Genomic DNA, 14,509 nt, shown 5'->3' with positions numbered 1-14,509 from the left:
ATCGGCACCACCAGACAGCGCACTCGACAGTCGATTCCGCGCACGCCGCAATACCTTTGACGCAGAGACCGGTGGCGTAGCCGAACGGCAGCAGTCGGGACGTGTTGGACTACGGCCGCCTCGCCGATCTGGCGTGCTGTGGAGTGTTCGGTAACTATGTTACTGTCCCGTAGCGCGCAGCTGTGGCGGGTCTCATTCCGTCGAGTGTTATGCGGCCTAGGGCACTCTGGCGACGGCGCCAGGGTGGGAGTTGAAGAGGGTTATTGATGCAGCAGCACGGTTGGCGGCGTCCCGCGCTGGGATTGTCTACACACATCGGACGGCTGGCGCTGGTGGCGGCGGTGGTCTGCGGGACTGTGGTGGCAGGGGCGGAAACGAGCGCGCCGCAGGCGGTGGCAGCGCCGGTGAGCGCGTTCTACACTCCGCCCGAGCAGTTCTCGTCGGAGCCGGGCGCGGTGATCAAGACAGAGCCGATGGCCGTGTTCGCGGCTCCTCCCGGTGCTACAGGGTGGCTGGTTCGGGCCCAGCGCGTCATGTACACCACGCGATACCAGGATGGTTCCCCGGCCGCGGTGACCGGCACCTATGTGGAGCCGACCAACCCGTGGCGCGGCTCGGGTCCGCGCCCGACCGTGGTGATCGGTCCCGGGACTGCCGGTCAGGCCGATCACTGCGCGATGTCGGTGGCGTTCTCGACCGGCGTGACCATCACCGCCGATCCGTCGGTGTCGCTGTCGGCGAATCAGGAAGCGCCGTCGGCCGCGGTGTGGAGTTCTCTCGGCGCACGTGTCCTGGTGACCGACTACATCGGACTCGGGACACCGGGTATGCACACGTTCGCCAACCGGATCGAAGGCGCTCACGCCATCCTCGACGGCGCCCGCGCTGCGCAGCACCTGGGCGGTGTCGGACCGGAGACCCCGGTGGTGTTTTGGGGTTACTCCCAGGGCGGGGGCGCGACAGCGGGGGCGGCGGAGATGCAACCGGACTATGCGCCGGAGCTGAACCTCAAGGGCACCTGGGCAGGTGGGCCGGTCGCCGACCTGGCCGCGATCCTGCAGCGCATCGACGGCGCACTTATCGGTGGCGCCATCGGCTTCGCGATCAACGGACTGCTCGCTCGCTATCCCGAACTGCACAAAGCGGTCGACCGAGTGACCAGCCCCGCTGGACGCGCCATGCTCGAGACGCTGAGCACCGAATGCATCGGGGATGTCATCACCGGTCAGCCCTTCCTGAAAACGAGCACGCTGACTATCGATGGCCGTTCGCTGACAGAGCATCTCGACGCGATTCCGGAAGCGGCGCCCGCGTTGGCCGACATGCATGTCGGCAGTCTGACCCCGAGGACGCCGGTTCTGATCACCAGCGGCCTCAATGACGACACGGTGCCGTACGGGCAGGCTCGTCGGCTGGCCGAGGAATGGTGCGCGAAGGGGGCGGCGGTCACCTTCCGCACCAACGATCTGCCGCCGATCTTCTCCGGCGCAACAATCCCCAACCATTTCGGACCCGAGATCATCGACGGATTCGGACCCGATAACGCGATCACGTACCTGCTCGATCGGCTCGCCGACAAACCGGTCGCCGGCTGCACTATCGACTGACTCGGTGTGTGCGTGTGTTCTGACTCGGCGCAGGCGCCGGATCAGAGCACACGCCTTCCGGTGCAGCGGGCATGGCCGGATGCCTCGACACCAGCCCGACTTGGATGCGGCGCTTCGTGTGCGCAGTGGGATCAGTTGCCCGTGGACGTCCAGATCGCCGCTCGCCACGCCGCACCGCCATGCACTACGACCACCCCCGCACCAGCCTGGACCGGCGTCTGAACTTACGTTCTCGTCGCGCGTGGGCAGCCTTCTGAGTGCATGACAACTCGACATGCGCTCATAGCCGATTATCGTGAATTGCCTTGTGCTGGTGTGGCATAGATCCCATATCATCAGATGGGTGAGAGACCCCGCCGACTTCGTGATTGTCGACGGACCTACAGCGACGATGTACTGCGGGTCGCACGCTGCCGGGCATATAGGTCAGATCCTGCTTGTGGGGCCGGACAACACAATTCAGTGGGCTCGGGCAGAGGAGTCGGTCGAGGACTTCGACCCCTGGTGCGAAGCCGTGGTGCTGATCGATGTGCGGCATCGGGTGCTCGCGCTGTACGGGGAGTTGGGCATGTCGTGGTTCGAGGGCGTGCTGACTCCGAGTACATTCGAGCTGCAGTATGCCTACCGCGCCGCATACTATGCGTTGCTTGCACAAGCATGGCCGGGATGGGAGCTCCAATGGGCCTACGAAGGTATGGACGACATTGTGCGGTATCTCGGAGATCGGTACCGCGGTGACAACTACGGTCCAGGGCCAACATTAAGCGAGCCTTGGTACGACAGGTCACCGGTCTACGTCGACCCTGAATCGGACAATCCGGGTGACTCCCTGCTCGTTACGCATGCTGTCGAGCCTGGTGCGCCGTTGCGGGCGTACCACCTGTACAACGACGAAAACTCCGCCTTCGGGATCGGTGCGACGCTGGCGACCGCACTGCCCCCCACCGGTCTGGTGACCGAGCTGCCATATCCACCCACCAGTGGACTGCACTTGGACTTGGGTGCGCGGCATGCGATGGTGTGGACCATTCGCGAACTTGCCGGTCTGCGCTCCGACTGGCCGCGGCTGTGGCCGGGTTGGCAGCTGGAGTTCCACAACGACCGATACGAAACGCAACTCGCCCGCTGCGATGGCCGGCTGTTCATCCTGGAACCCGACATGGCCTCGGCATGGGACCACCTCACCCGATGGGCGACACCCGGCATGACTGCCACGGCGCGCTCGCAAGTGCGCCACACGCCACGCTGGCCAGCCCTGGTGTGCCCGCCTAGACGCGACGGCCGCCGGCGGGCTGCACCGAGACAGCACTCCCGCGATGCTTGACCACCTCCACTCGCGCCTGCCGACCGTCTGTTCATCCGTCACCCCGAGGGCAGACCTGAGCGTCGGACTGCACCGTCGCTCATTGCGGCCTAGCATGCACGCTCATAGCCGCTTATCGAGCGGTCGCAGGCAATTCCGCGCTGCACAGTTCCGCACCGCGCTTGTCGAGTTCCATACAGCCGAGTTCGTCGAGACAGATCAGATCCACCCGCTCATAGCGGGCGATGGTCTTGGACAGCTGTCGGTCGTCGGCGGCTTCGACGAGTTCGTTGACCAGTTTCGATGCCAGGATGTATTTCACCCGGAATCCCTGCATGGCCGCTTCGGTGCCCAGCGCGATCAGCAGATGCGATTTGCCGGTACCGGAGTCGCCGATCAAGCACAGCGGCATCCCTTTGCGGATCCAGTCGCACTTGGCGAGGGTGGAGATCACTGCTGGGTCGATGTTGGTGTTGGCGTCGAAATCGAATCCCGCAACGACTTACAGCCCGGCCTTTTTGGCCACCGGCAAACTCTCCGGGTCGAAGAATCCCGCCGATGTCACGTTTATCGGCAAACCGAAACCTACGCCGGATCAGCATCATCCGCTGAACGAGCCGGAGGTGAAGAACCTGATCTGGCTGCTCGACCACCGGCCGGTCACCTTCAGCGTGGACCTGCACTCAGCCCTACTGAAGATCATGCATCCCTGGGGTATCGAGCGAAGCGGCAGCAACTCCGCCCAGACATTTCAGAAGACGGCGTTCGACGGCAAAGGCGACGGCACCCTGGGTGACACCTACTCCGAGTTCTTCCCCAATACGTCGCCGGCGCGCCTGCTGGGCAAGCATGACCAGATCGCAAAGTCCATGCAGGGCAAAATCGCGGCCGCAACCGGCCGCACCTACGGCGTCGGCGGCATCGCCGCTGCCGTTTACCCGGCGACCGGCTCGTTCACCGACTTCGTGTTCAGCCGACAGTTCACCATTCCCAACTCGCCGCCGCAGCACGCGTTCGCCGCCGTCGCCCGCTGGCATCCGGGGTTACTCCCAAGGCGGTGGAGCGCGCCGCGGCTGCGGAGCTGCAGCCCGGCTATGCGCCCGAGCTCAACACGCGAATGGTGGTGGGGGCCGCCGTGAGCAGGGTGCTGATTTCGGCGGCGAGGGTTTCGGTGAGCGCGGGGTCATCGAAGCCTGCGGCCGCCCAGCAGCGGATACCGTCGGCCACCAGCATCTGCGCGATGCGGGCCGTGCGCACGACATCGACCTCGGCGGCGATGCGGCCATCGCGGTGGGCTTGTCGGAAGGGTTCGAGAAACAGGTAGGCGATGTCGGCCTGGGTGGCGCCCTCGGCGAGGGCCTGTCGTTCGAGTCGGTAGGTTTCCAAGACCGCTTCGAAGACCAACTCTGGAGGGTAGTGGCGGGCACGCTGTTCGAGGGTGCCGATGACCGCGGTGATCACGTCGACCAGTTCGTAAGGGCCCGAGAAGACAGCTTCGGCGGCCAGATGCGCGTCGCGCATGGTGAACACCTCCACTGCGAGGAGTACGTCCTCTCGGCGTGAGAAGTACACGTAAAACAGCGCTTTCGACACACCGGCGGCTTTGCAGATGTCGGTGACCGTGGTCTCGGCGAAACCTTTGGTGCGCCACAACGCCATGGCCGCTTGCATGATCGCTTCCCGGCTGGCATGGGATCGAGCCCGCAGCGGCGTCGCCCTTTTCTGACGATCGTCACTTCTTGGGCTGCGTGAATCTGTCGCCATAGCAAGGATTCTAGCGAACGACAATTATTGACCATAGTCAGAAAACTTGCGATGCTGCTGCCCATGAGCCCCAGCGGCGCAATCGTCGGCCAGCGTCGCCGCACGGTGGCCGGTCCGATCTCGACAACCCATTCATCCGACGGGAGTCAACGACATGCAGACACTCACCGAGGACGAGGAGCAATCGACTGCCACGAATCTGAGAGCCCAACAGGTGATCCTGTGGTCGACCCCGGTGGTCGCCCTGGTGCTGCTCGCGCTGTTCGTCGCGTTTCCCGGCTTTTTCCCACCGATGTCGCCGAACATGACAGCGACGGAGGTAGCGCAGTTCTACGCCGACAACACACCGCTGATCCGATTCAGCATGGTCGGTTTCAACCTGTGCGGGGTCATGATCGTGCCGTTCTTCGTGCTGATCATGGGTCAGATGCTGCGCATGAGGGGCCAGAGCCACATCTTCGCCTTCTCCTACCTCACCGCGATCGTCGCCGGAGTGACCTTGTTCGCGTTGTCGAACATCTTCTTCGCCGTCGCCGCTTTCCGCCCCGACCGGGGCGCGGAACTGGTTCAGGTACTCAACGACCTCGCCTGGATCATCTTCATCGCGCCGATCGGCATGCTGGTCGCCCAGTTCGTATTGCTCGCTCTGGCAGTGTATTTCGATGAACAACCGCAACCGGTCTTCCCGAAATGGGTCTCGCCCTACTCGCTGCTGACAGCGCTTGCCATGGCCCCTTCGGCCGGTGCCGCGGTGTTCCGGGACGGGCCGCTGGCGTGGGACGGCTTCGTGTCGTTCTGGCTCCGCAACGGCGCCTTGGCTCTGTTCGTCGCGGTGATGTTCTTCCTCGTGCGATCCGCGCTCCGACGCCAGAGCCAGCAGGAGGGGATCGCGTCGTGACCGCCGTGACCAACACCGCTGGTGCAGCGAGAAGCGCCACCTCGAAAAGCGGAGCGGGGCTCGATGTCTGGATCACCTACTGGCTGTTCGCCGCCTTCTACACCGCCCTGTCGGTAGGGGTCGTATTCTTCGGCAGGGCAACACCACCACCGCGCCCGGACGTGACCGATCTGCAAGTGGCGCAGTGGTTCGACAAGCATCAGTGGGGAATCCAGGCCGGTTTCGCGGTGCTACTGGTCCTCGCGGGCGGAGCGGCGGTCTCCAACGGCATCATCGGCTACTTCATGAAACGCATGTCCTCGGGATCGCTGCTGGCCTACGCCTACATCGCTGGAATGGGAGTCGGCGCAATCCCTGGGTTCCATGTGCTGCTCATCTGCTGGCTCACCGCGACTTTCCGCCCCGACCGCGATCCCGGGATCCAACACCTGCTCTACGACCTGGGCATGCTGTCCTACAACGGATCCCTGGGCTGCTTCACCGCTGCCTACACCGTGCTGGCGATCGCGATCCTCTACGACCGGAACCACATCTTCCCCAAATGGTTCGCCTACATCTCCATCTGGCAGATCGTCACCGAAGTCCTCGCCACCCAGATGTGGGTCTTCCGCTCCGGGGCGTTCTCCTGGAACGGAATGATCACCTTCTACATCGCGGTAGTCGTCTTCGGACTGTGGGTCGTGTGCCTGCTACCAATCCTGCGCAACGCCACAAAAGCCGAGAGAACACATACTCCACCCCTCTACCCCGTCGAGGCCACGCGATGACCATCTCCGATCGAGGCATCTCCCCGGAGACCGAACCACTCTCGGCCGAAGCCGAACGCGCACGACACATACCGGGCGATATCGACATGTGGGTGATGATCCTGGGCGACCTGTTCTTCTTCGGCTGCTACTTCGTCGTCTACATGGTCTTCCGCGCGAGATCGGCCCAAGAGTTCTCCACCGCCCAGCGACACCTCGACATCGGCATCGGTGTCACCAACACCGTCGTGCTGCTCACCAGCTCCATGTTCGTCGCCCTGGCCGTCATCTCGACCAGACAGGGAGCAATCCGGACAGCACGACGACTTGTATTCGCCGCAGGCGCATGCGGACTGGTATTCATCGCCCTGAAAATCTATGAATGGCACCACGAGCTAACCAACGGCTATACCGTCGCCAACGAATTCTTCAGCTTCTACTACGTCCTCACCGGCATCCACCTCGCACACCTACTACTCGGCATGCTCATCCTCGGAATCGTCGTCCAAGAGCTACGCAACCCCCGCAGACAACGCGTGAGCATCGTCGAACAAGGCGCCCTGTTCTGGCACATGATCGATCTGGTCTGGGTCGTCATCTTCGCCATCATCTACCTCATGAGGTAACCCAATGACGACCCGAACCGCCACCGACAAAACACGAATCCGACACAGCAAACGCATCATCATCTACGCATGGATCGCACTCACCGCGATCACCCTTCTCGCCTGGCAACTCGCCCCCGGCCACGCCGACACCACCAGGCTCGACACCGGACTCATCATCGCTGTCGTTGTCCTCGGACTGATCAAATGCCGCCTGATCATCCGCTACTTCATGGAAATACGACACGCCGCGACCTGGCTGAAAATCGCCACCGACACTTGGCTGGCCGTCATCTGGACAACCATGCTCGCCATATACCTCTACTGAATAGTGGCTGCCCGTCTCGGCGATTCCACGGAACAGCCCACAGCCGCCGTTGGATGAAGCGACAACGCGCCGCATGCGGGTCGGTCAAGGGGGCCTCGCCCTGTGGCTATGCCGTCGGCTCGACCAGTACGCCCATGGCTTGGTCGAGGAGTTCGGACAACGGAGTGGTCCCGTCGGCTGCCTTCCAGGCGTCGGTTGCGGCGTCGAGGCATGAAATCGCCGACGCCACAAGGGCCTGGGCGCGCAGGTCATTCGTGGAATCCGGGTCACCGCCGAGCCGGCGGGAGATTTCCGGCACAAGGAGGCTCTGCCAGCCCTGCGTCTTTTCCCACTGACGGGTCATCAGGCCGCAGGCGTCGTCGAGCAACCGCATCAGGTTCAGAAATGGCTGAGGCTCGTCGGTATTCGACTCGGTGATCACGTCGAACGAGCGGCGCAATGCTTCCCACGACCGCTCGTCGGCGGGCCGGGCGGCGAGCGCGGCGGCCATCTTATGGCCGAACGCACCCATCCTGCCGAGGACGAGCTCCTCCTTGGTGCCGAAGTACCGGAAGAAGGTGGTGCGCGACAAGCCCGCCTCGGCGGCGATCTGTTCGACCGTCGTGTTGTCGAAGCCCTGCTCGGAGAACAGCCGGAACGCGACCTCGCTGACCTCATCGCGCATCGCGGCTCGTGTCCGCTCCCGCAGCGTGGAGGCCATGGTCCTGGATGTCTCAGCCATGCCATGAGTGTAGTACACAGACCCTATATGGTACTCAGTCCCATATTGGTATATGGTCTCTTATGTTGTCTTCGTTTCCCTTTGAGGAGTGCTTTCTATGAGCAAGATCTGGTTCATCACTGGTTCCTCGCGCGGCCTTGGCCGCCGGTTCACCGAGGCCGCGCTATCGCGCGGCGACAAGGTCGCAGCGACCGCCCGCAATACCGACGCACTGGCAGACCTGGTCGCCGCCCATGGCGACGCGATACTGCCGCTGCCCCTGGACGTCACGGACAAAACCGCCGTGACGGAGTCCGTCCAGCGTGCCCACGAGCACTTCGGACGCCTGGACGTCGTCGTCAACAACGCCGGCTACGGGCTGTTCGGCATGGTCGAAGAACTGACCGAGCACGACGTCCGCGCCCAGTTCGAGACGAACCTGTTCGGCACCCTGTGGGTCGTCCAGGCGGCACTGCCCTACCTTCGCGCGCAGGGCAGCGGCCACATCATCAACGTCTCCAGCCTGATCGGCCTCGCCGCCTACCCCACCACGGGCGGCTACAGCGCCACCAAGGCAGCCGTCGAGGTACTCTCCGACTCCCTCGCCCAGGAAGTCGCGGCCTTCGGCATCAAGGTCACTGTCATCGAGCCCGGCCCCTTCGGCACCGAGTTCAACACGTCCTCCGCCTATTCCGCACCGCTGTCCGCCTACGACGACTTCCGGCAGGCGGTCAACGCCAGCTTCGCCACCCTCCCGAATCCCGACCCGGCGGGCGTCGGCCCCGCGCTGCTGAAGGTCGTCGACGCCGACAACCCACCGTCCCGGATCTTCTTCGGCACCTTCCCTCTCCAGGTGGTCCCGCAGCTCTACGCCGACCGGGTCAAGGGCTGGCAGGAGTGGGCCGAGGTGTCCGCCGCGGCCGAGGTCGGCCCAGCCTGACCGGCCTCCGTCCGACGCTTCCGGTGCCGGGCGGGCCGTCCACCTCGAGCACTGCCCGCTAGACCTGCAACTCGACCGGCAGCAAGGACAAAAGGATGATGAAACTCTTAGGCGGTCGACGAGTTCGTCTGCCTTGACGCACCTCACGCGTCAATGACTTGCCCCTGGCAGTGATGTCACGTCTTAGCGTCTGCCCGGTGGCCTATCCGCCCACGAGCGTATGGCTCTGAATGAAGGAAGAGGAAATGCGATGCCGACACTGGGAATCATCGGAAGCGGAAATATTGGGTCCGCGGTCGCGCGGCTGGCGGTCGCGGCGGACATCGATGTCGTGATCGCCAATTCGCGGGGGCCGCAGAGTCTGGCCGATCTCGTCGAGGAACTGGGTTCGCGAGCCACGGCAGGCACCGTGGAGCAGGCTGCCAAAGCCGGGGAGACAATCCTGCTCAGCATCCCGCTGACCGCGTACAGTTCTCTGCCTGCTGAACTACTGCGGGGCAGGACCGTGCTGGATACCGGCAACTACTATCCTCACCGCGACGGTCGGATCGACGAACTCGACGCCGAAAAGATGACCACGGCTGAATTGGCCCAGCAGCTCTTGCCGGGCGCCCTGCTGGTCAAGGCATTCAACAACATCCTGGCCCACCATATCCCGCAGCTCGCCCGCCCAGCCGGGGCGCCGGACCGCAGCGCTCTACCCATCGCGGGCGTGGACCAAGGGGCGAAGACTCGGGCGGCAGAACTGATCGACCGGCTCGGATTCGATACCGTCGACGCCGGAACACCAAGTGAGACTTGGCGTTTCGAGCCCGTGGCCGGTGCGTACACCAGGATCTACCTTGCCGACCCCAGCGTGCCGGTCGATCGCATACTCGAAGCTCCGGCCGCACCGCTGTCGGCCGACGAACTGCGCGCCGCGTTGCAGGCGAGCGAACGGGTGAAGGTAGCCGAGCGCACCTTCTGAAGTTCGCAACGAGCCGTCCGCCGGAGAACCCGACGGAGGAGTGTCACCCCAAACGCGCGATGACCCTCATGTGGACCGGTAGCTGAACCCTCGCACTCGTAGGCTCATGGCGCAATGACCCCCGCTACTCATGATGAGTTGCGTAAGGGTGTGGGTCTGGTCACGATGGGTACTATATCGAATACGCTGGTACCCAGTTAAGTTTCTTTCGGGCTGTCGTGATGGAGCGTCCGAGTGATCAGTGAGGATCCAATGAGTCAAGTGGCTATCGAGTTCGACGTGTCCGTACCCATGCGTGACGGGGTGATTCTGCGGGCCGACGTCTACCGGCCCGTCGGTGCGGGGCCGTGACCGGTTCTCGTGCAGCGCACCCCCTACGACAAGGCTTCGCCGCAGGGGACCGCCCAGCTCGACACGCTCAAAGCTGTTCGGCGCGGTTACATCGTGGTGCAGCAGGACACGCGAGGAAGGTTCGCTTCCGACGGCGAGTGGCTGCCGTGGGCGTATGAGCACCAAGACGGTTACGACACCATCGAGTGGGCCGCTGCGCTGCCCGGTAGCAACGGCAATGTGGGAATGTTCGGTGCAAGCTACACCGGCAACACCCAATGGGCCGCGGCCATCGCGTGGACATCTTCGTCATGGGCCTGAATCAGTGGCGACACGAGCCGCAATGGCCCCGCGCCCGTGCCCGCGACACCGAGTTCTTCCTTCATCCCGGCGGTCATCTGTCGACTTCTGCCCCGGCGGAGAACGAGGCGCCTTCGTCCTACGTCTACGATCCCGCCGACCCTGTGCCGACCACGGGCGGCGCGCTCATCATGGCGAGCGATTTCCGCCCCGGAGCCCTCGACCAGCAGGCAGTGGAGTCCCGTGCGGATGTGCTGGTGTTCACCAGCTACCCGCTCTCCGAGAACCTCGAGATCACCGGCCGGGTCACCGCGACCCTGTTCGCCGCGACCGACGGGCCCGCTACGGACTGGGTCGTGCGGCTGTGCGAGGTCGACGAACGAGGAATCTCGCTCAACATCGTCGACGGCATCACCCGCGTCACCACCGAGCCCGGACGCGCCGACGAGCACGAGATCGACCTGTGGTCGACCAGCATCGTGATCAAGGCAGGGCATCGGCTCCGGGTCCAGGTCACCTCCAGCAACTTCCCGCGCTGGGACCGCAACCTCAACACCGGAGAGGATCCGACCGTGGCCATCGAGCACCGTGTCGCCCGCCAGAAGATCTTCCACGACTCCGCGCGGCCCTCCCGGCTGATCCTGCCGGTGATCCCGGCCACCTAGAATGCCGCCGCGAAGGTCTGCGGTCAGCCCAGACCTTCGCGGCACACGGGACCGAGTCGGCGTGGCTACGGTCTCGTGTTGCGACTCGGCCGCTATCGCGCCCGCTATCGCGCCGCTCACGACCCCGCCAGCGCCGGGGTTGATCGGCGAGAGCACCCACGCCGGCAGACCGTGCACGGCAACGGGTCAGTCAGGGCTGTGGAGTAACCCGTTCAACAGTAGGGACGCCAGTTCGTTGAAGGCGTCCCCGGCCGACAGGCCGGTGCGCTCGAGCAGGACGCCGGACTGGACTCCCTCGATGGCGAGTGCGACGAGTTGGGAGGCGAACCGGCCGTCGGTGGCGCGGAAACGACCTGTCCGTATCCCATCGTCGATCAGTTCATGGACGCGTTCGGCCGCGCGGGCGGTGTTGCGCGCGTAGATCTCGGCGGTGGGAGCGAAAGCGACCATGTCCTGGTAGAAGGCATTCGAGTTGCGTCGCATGGCATTCGCGATACCGCCGAGGTACGCGAGGATCTTGGCCTGCGGGTCGGTCCGGGTGGCCACATGGGCTTCGATGAGTTCGGCCGATTCGCCGAAGAACTGTTTGGTCGCCAGTACCACCAGCTGTTCTTTGGTCGCGGCGACGCTGTAGAGGGTGGCCTTGGAGCAATGCAGGCGCTCGGTGAGCTCGCCGATGGTGATGGTGGTGAAACCCTCGCTGAGAAAGATCTCCTGGACCTGACGCAGCAGGTCGTCACGCCGCGCCACATCAACGCGTCGCTTACGGGGAGTGTTGACCGTCGTTTGACGCGCCGAGGCCGTACGAGGCATGAGATCAAGTGTTTCACACCCATCCTCGGGCAGCTGCGAGCAGCGGGCTTTATCCGTCACCATTCCTACAGTACTCTTTTGGGTACTATTGAACTGCTTAACGTACCCAACTGGAGCGGTAGTGAGTCCTGACTATGCAATACGTGTCGGTGAGTTCCTCGAACAATACGGGACGCCGGATGCGGATGTGGCCTGGTTGCTGTGCGACCGTCATCCGGCATCGGCTCGAGCGCTGATGATCGTCGACGAGCACTTGGCCGCGATCGAATACACCTACGGCGAGCTCGCCGAAGCGTCACGACGAGCGGCCGCGGTTCTGTCCGCGGCCGGTGTGGGGCGCGGGGATCGAGTCGCGACCGTGATGGGCAAGAGCGCCGAATTGGTCGCGGTCGTGCTCGGTATTTGGCGCTTGGGCGCGGTCTACGTGCCGTTGTTCACCGCGTTCGCCGAGGATGCGATCCGGTCGCGCCTCACCGACGCCGAGGTCAGGCTCGTCGTGGTCGATGAGGATCACCGGGCGAAAGTGCCCGCAGGTGACTGGACGCTGATCGTCGCTGGTACCGATTCCCCCGACAGGTTGAGCGCCCGCCTTGTCGCGGCCTCGTGGCAAGGCATCGGCTCAACGCCGGTCGGTGGAGACGGTGCGCTGGTGCACATGTTCACCTCCGGTACCACCGGCAAACCCAAGGGGGTGGTGCATCCGGTGCGCTATGCCGCCGGGTGGCGGAGCTACCTCGAGTTCGGTCTTGGCGTCGGGCCCGACAGCGTGTTCTGGTGCGGCGCCGACCCGGGATGGGCGTATGGGCTCTATACCGCGATCGTGGCTCCCCTGGCGGCCGGTGTGCCGACGCTGCTGCTGCGCGGCGGATTCTCGGCCGCCGACACCTGGACGGTGTTGAAGGATCGCGCGGTCACCGATTATGCCGCTGCGCCCACGGTCTACCGCGGCCTGCGCGCTTCCGGCCTGCCAGTTCCCCAGGGGCTCGCGCTGCGCCGGTTGTCGAGCGCGGGGGAGCCGCTGACCCCGGAGGTCAACGACTGGGCCCGCGACGCGCTCGGGCTCGAGGTGCACGATCACTACGGCCAGACCGAACTCGGCATGCCGATCGGTTTCCCACACCACCCCAGCCTGCGACGGCCGGTGCTGGCCGGTGCGATGGGAACTTCGCTGCCGGGCTGGGAGATCACCGTCCTGGGCGAGGACGACGACGCACCGGTCGAGTCAGGTCAGACCGGGCGGCTGGCGATCGTGGTCGCGGGCAGTCCGTTGATGACCTTCCGCGGCTATGTCGGAGGGCACGGCAGCGACCGATTCCGCGCCGGGGGCGCCTATTTCCTGACCGGTGACATCGCCTCGATCGACGCCGACGGAATCGTCCGGTTCTCCGCGCGCGACGACGACGTCATCATCATGGCCGGCTACCGCATCGACCCGTTCGATATCGAATACACGCTCCTGCGGCACCCCGCTATCAGCGAAGCCGCAGTGGTCGCTGCTCCCGATGAGGTGCGCGGCGAGGTCGTGGAGGCGTTCGTGGTCCTCGCGCCCGGCGCCGCCGTCTCCGACGATCTCGTCCAGCAGCTACAGCAATGGGTCAAGAAGAACTACGCCGCGCATGCCTACCCGCGGCGTATCCATTTCGTGCCGAGCCTGCCCAAGACGCCGAGCGGCAAGATCCAGCGCGCACAGCTGCGGCAGCGGCGCCGCGAGGACGCCGGCCTGGGCGCGGGTGCCCGATGAACCTGCCCGCACCGGTCCTGGTCACCCGTACCGGTTCGATCCGCACCCTGACACTCAACCGCCCCCACCACCGCAACGCATTGGACCCCGAGCTGATCGATGCTCTGGCTGCCGCGGTGACCGAGGCCGAACAAGATCCGCACACCCGGTGCCTTGTCCTCGCCGGAGCGGGCAAGAGCTTCTGCGCTGGCGCCGACCTGCGGTACTTTCTGAGCCTGGCCGATACCCCGGGTGGGCCGACGCAGTTTCTGCGCCGGGTCTCGGCCGTGGTCACTCGGCTCGAGACCAGCCGCCTACCGGTGGTGGCCGCCTTGCACGGCCACGCTGTGGCCGGTGGTCTGGAGCTGGCACTGGCCTGTGACGTGGTCGTCGCCGCCGACACGACACTGATCGGCGACGGGCACATCCGCAACAACCTGCTCCCGGCCGCGGGCTCGAGCGTGCGACTGCCCCGCAAAATCGGCGACTCCACGGCACGGTGGCTGGCCCTGACTGGACAACTGGTCCCCGCCCAGCGGCTTGCCACCACCGGCTGGCTGCACGCGGTGGTGCCCGCCGAGGAAGTGCAGGCCTGCGCACGAGCCGCCGCGATGGAACTGGCCGAAGCCGGCGGCCCGGCCCAAACCGCGTTCAAGGCCCTCCTGCACACCCTGACCACCATGGACGAAAGCCAAGGACTGGCCCGAGAACTCGCCGACTTCGAACAGCACTGGAACACCAACGACGTACCGGCCTCGCTGACCGCATTCCTGCAACGCCGATCGGCCTGAAGGCATGCCGAGCCACTATCACATTCCTGGGA

The 14,509-nt window shown here is 64.8% G+C and carries 16 protein-coding genes and 1 pseudogene; 13 read left to right on the top strand and 4 right to left on the bottom strand.

The genetic code is table 11. The annotated features are described in order from the left end of the window. The first annotated feature begins 266 nt into the window (after window positions 1-266). Window positions 267-1,607 carry a lipase family protein gene (locus tag ACIBG0_RS20810; RefSeq protein ID WP_397034581.1) on the top strand — a complete coding sequence of 447 codons (1,341 nt, stop codon included), beginning with the start codon at window positions 267-269 and terminating at the stop codon, window positions 1,605-1,607. A gap of 343 nt (window positions 1,608-1,950) precedes the next feature. Then, complete coding sequence (locus ACIBG0_RS20805; RefSeq protein ID WP_397034580.1) at window positions 1,951-2,931, top strand: hypothetical protein; 981 nt, start codon at window positions 1,951-1,953, stop codon at window positions 2,929-2,931. A 145-nt stretch (window positions 2,932-3,076) separates the two neighbouring features. Here the strand turns inward: ACIBG0_RS20805 and ACIBG0_RS20800 are convergent. After that, window positions 3,077-3,409 (bottom strand): annotated as a pseudogene (locus tag ACIBG0_RS20800) (ATP-binding protein); the annotation flags it as partial. Here ACIBG0_RS20800 and ACIBG0_RS20795 point away from each other — a divergent pair. Continuing rightward, the gene (locus ACIBG0_RS20795) at window positions 3,375-4,049 is read left to right on the top strand and encodes a M14 family zinc carboxypeptidase (protein WP_397034643.1); all 675 of its coding nucleotides are present in this window, start codon (window positions 3,375-3,377) and stop codon (window positions 4,047-4,049) included. The pseudogene ACIBG0_RS20800 and the gene ACIBG0_RS20795 sit on opposite strands and share 35 nt — an antisense overlap. Here ACIBG0_RS20795 and ACIBG0_RS20790 read toward each other — a convergent pair. Next, window positions 4,003-4,581 (bottom strand): TetR/AcrR family transcriptional regulator, encoded by a 579-nt coding sequence (locus tag ACIBG0_RS20790; protein ID WP_397034579.1) that lies wholly within the window; start codon window positions 4,579-4,581, stop codon window positions 4,003-4,005. The two genes, ACIBG0_RS20795 and ACIBG0_RS20790, sit on opposite strands and share 47 nt — an antisense overlap. A gap of 247 nt (window positions 4,582-4,828) precedes the next feature. On the opposite strand from ACIBG0_RS20790, the gene ACIBG0_RS20785 reads away from it, so the two are divergent. From ACIBG0_RS20785 to ACIBG0_RS20770, 4 genes are read left to right on the top strand one after another with little or no spacing between them, the layout of a single operon-like run. Then, on the top strand, window positions 4,829-5,572 hold the full coding sequence (locus tag ACIBG0_RS20785; RefSeq protein WP_397034578.1) for a hypothetical protein: 744 nt from the start codon (window positions 4,829-4,831) through the stop codon (window positions 5,570-5,572). Window positions 5,573-5,577: 5 nt separating this feature from the next. Beyond that, window positions 5,578-6,339, top strand: a complete 762-nt coding sequence (locus tag ACIBG0_RS20780; protein ID WP_397034642.1) for a hypothetical protein — start codon at window positions 5,578-5,580, stop codon at window positions 6,337-6,339. After that, a complete protein-coding gene (locus ACIBG0_RS20775) occupies window positions 6,336-6,944 on the top strand; it encodes a cytochrome c oxidase subunit 3 (RefSeq protein ID WP_397034577.1) in 609 nt (202 codons plus the stop codon). The genes ACIBG0_RS20780 and ACIBG0_RS20775 overlap by 4 nt, the downstream gene beginning before the upstream one ends. Before the next feature lie 4 nt (window positions 6,945-6,948). Further along, window positions 6,949-7,251, top strand: coding sequence for a cytochrome C oxidase subunit IV family protein (locus tag ACIBG0_RS20770; protein ID WP_397034576.1), 303 nt, complete (start codon window positions 6,949-6,951; stop codon window positions 7,249-7,251). Between the two features lie 106 nt (window positions 7,252-7,357). Here the strand turns inward: ACIBG0_RS20770 and ACIBG0_RS20765 are convergent, their stop codons facing one another. Beyond that, entirely contained in the window at window positions 7,358-7,972 is a 615-nt protein-coding gene (locus ACIBG0_RS20765) for a TetR family transcriptional regulator (RefSeq protein ID WP_397034575.1), read from the bottom strand. A 97-nt stretch (window positions 7,973-8,069) separates the two neighbouring features. Between ACIBG0_RS20765 and ACIBG0_RS20760 the strand changes: the two genes are divergently transcribed. From ACIBG0_RS20760 to ACIBG0_RS20745, 4 genes are all read left to right on the top strand, one after another. Beyond that, the gene (locus ACIBG0_RS20760) at window positions 8,070-8,891 is read left to right on the top strand and encodes an SDR family NAD(P)-dependent oxidoreductase (protein ID WP_397034574.1); all 822 of its coding nucleotides are present in this window, start codon (window positions 8,070-8,072) and stop codon (window positions 8,889-8,891) included. A 250-nt stretch (window positions 8,892-9,141) separates the two neighbouring features. Continuing rightward, a complete protein-coding gene (locus tag ACIBG0_RS20755; protein ID WP_397034573.1) occupies window positions 9,142-9,858 on the top strand; it encodes an NADPH-dependent F420 reductase in 717 nt (238 codons plus the stop codon). 360 nt (window positions 9,859-10,218) lie between these two features. Beyond that, window positions 10,219-10,509, top strand: coding sequence for a CocE/NonD family hydrolase (locus ACIBG0_RS20750; protein ID WP_397034572.1), 291 nt, complete (start codon window positions 10,219-10,221; stop codon window positions 10,507-10,509). Further along, on the top strand, window positions 10,485-11,153 hold the full coding sequence (locus ACIBG0_RS20745) for a CocE/NonD family hydrolase (protein ID WP_397034571.1): 669 nt from the start codon (window positions 10,485-10,487) through the stop codon (window positions 11,151-11,153). Before ACIBG0_RS20750 ends, ACIBG0_RS20745 begins: the two co-directional genes overlap by 25 nt. A gap of 186 nt (window positions 11,154-11,339) precedes the next feature. On the opposite strand, the gene ACIBG0_RS20740 is transcribed toward ACIBG0_RS20745, so the two are convergent. Then, window positions 11,340-11,966, bottom strand: a complete 627-nt coding sequence (locus tag ACIBG0_RS20740) for a TetR/AcrR family transcriptional regulator (RefSeq protein ID WP_397034570.1) — start codon at window positions 11,964-11,966, stop codon at window positions 11,340-11,342. Between the two features lie 121 nt (window positions 11,967-12,087). On the opposite strand from ACIBG0_RS20740, the gene ACIBG0_RS20735 reads away from it, so the two are divergent. Together ACIBG0_RS20735 and ACIBG0_RS20730 are read left to right on the top strand one after the other, a co-directional pair. Continuing rightward, window positions 12,088-13,707 (top strand): AMP-binding protein, encoded by a 1,620-nt coding sequence (locus tag ACIBG0_RS20735; RefSeq protein ID WP_397034569.1) that lies wholly within the window; start codon window positions 12,088-12,090, stop codon window positions 13,705-13,707. Continuing rightward, window positions 13,704-14,477: an enoyl-CoA hydratase/isomerase family protein gene (locus tag ACIBG0_RS20730; RefSeq protein ID WP_397034568.1), complete on the top strand. Its 774-nt coding sequence runs from the start codon at window positions 13,704-13,706 to the stop codon at window positions 14,475-14,477. The genes ACIBG0_RS20735 and ACIBG0_RS20730 overlap by 4 nt, the downstream gene beginning before the upstream one ends. The last annotated feature ends 32 nt before the right edge of the window (window positions 14,478-14,509 follow it).

The organism is Nocardia sp. NPDC050630 (assembly GCF_044457245.1).
GTDB lineage: Bacteria > Actinomycetota > Actinomycetes > Mycobacteriales > Mycobacteriaceae > Nocardia.
The sequence above is the reverse complement of the archived record's forward strand: the minus strand, read 5'-3'. Positions and strand labels throughout refer to the sequence as shown.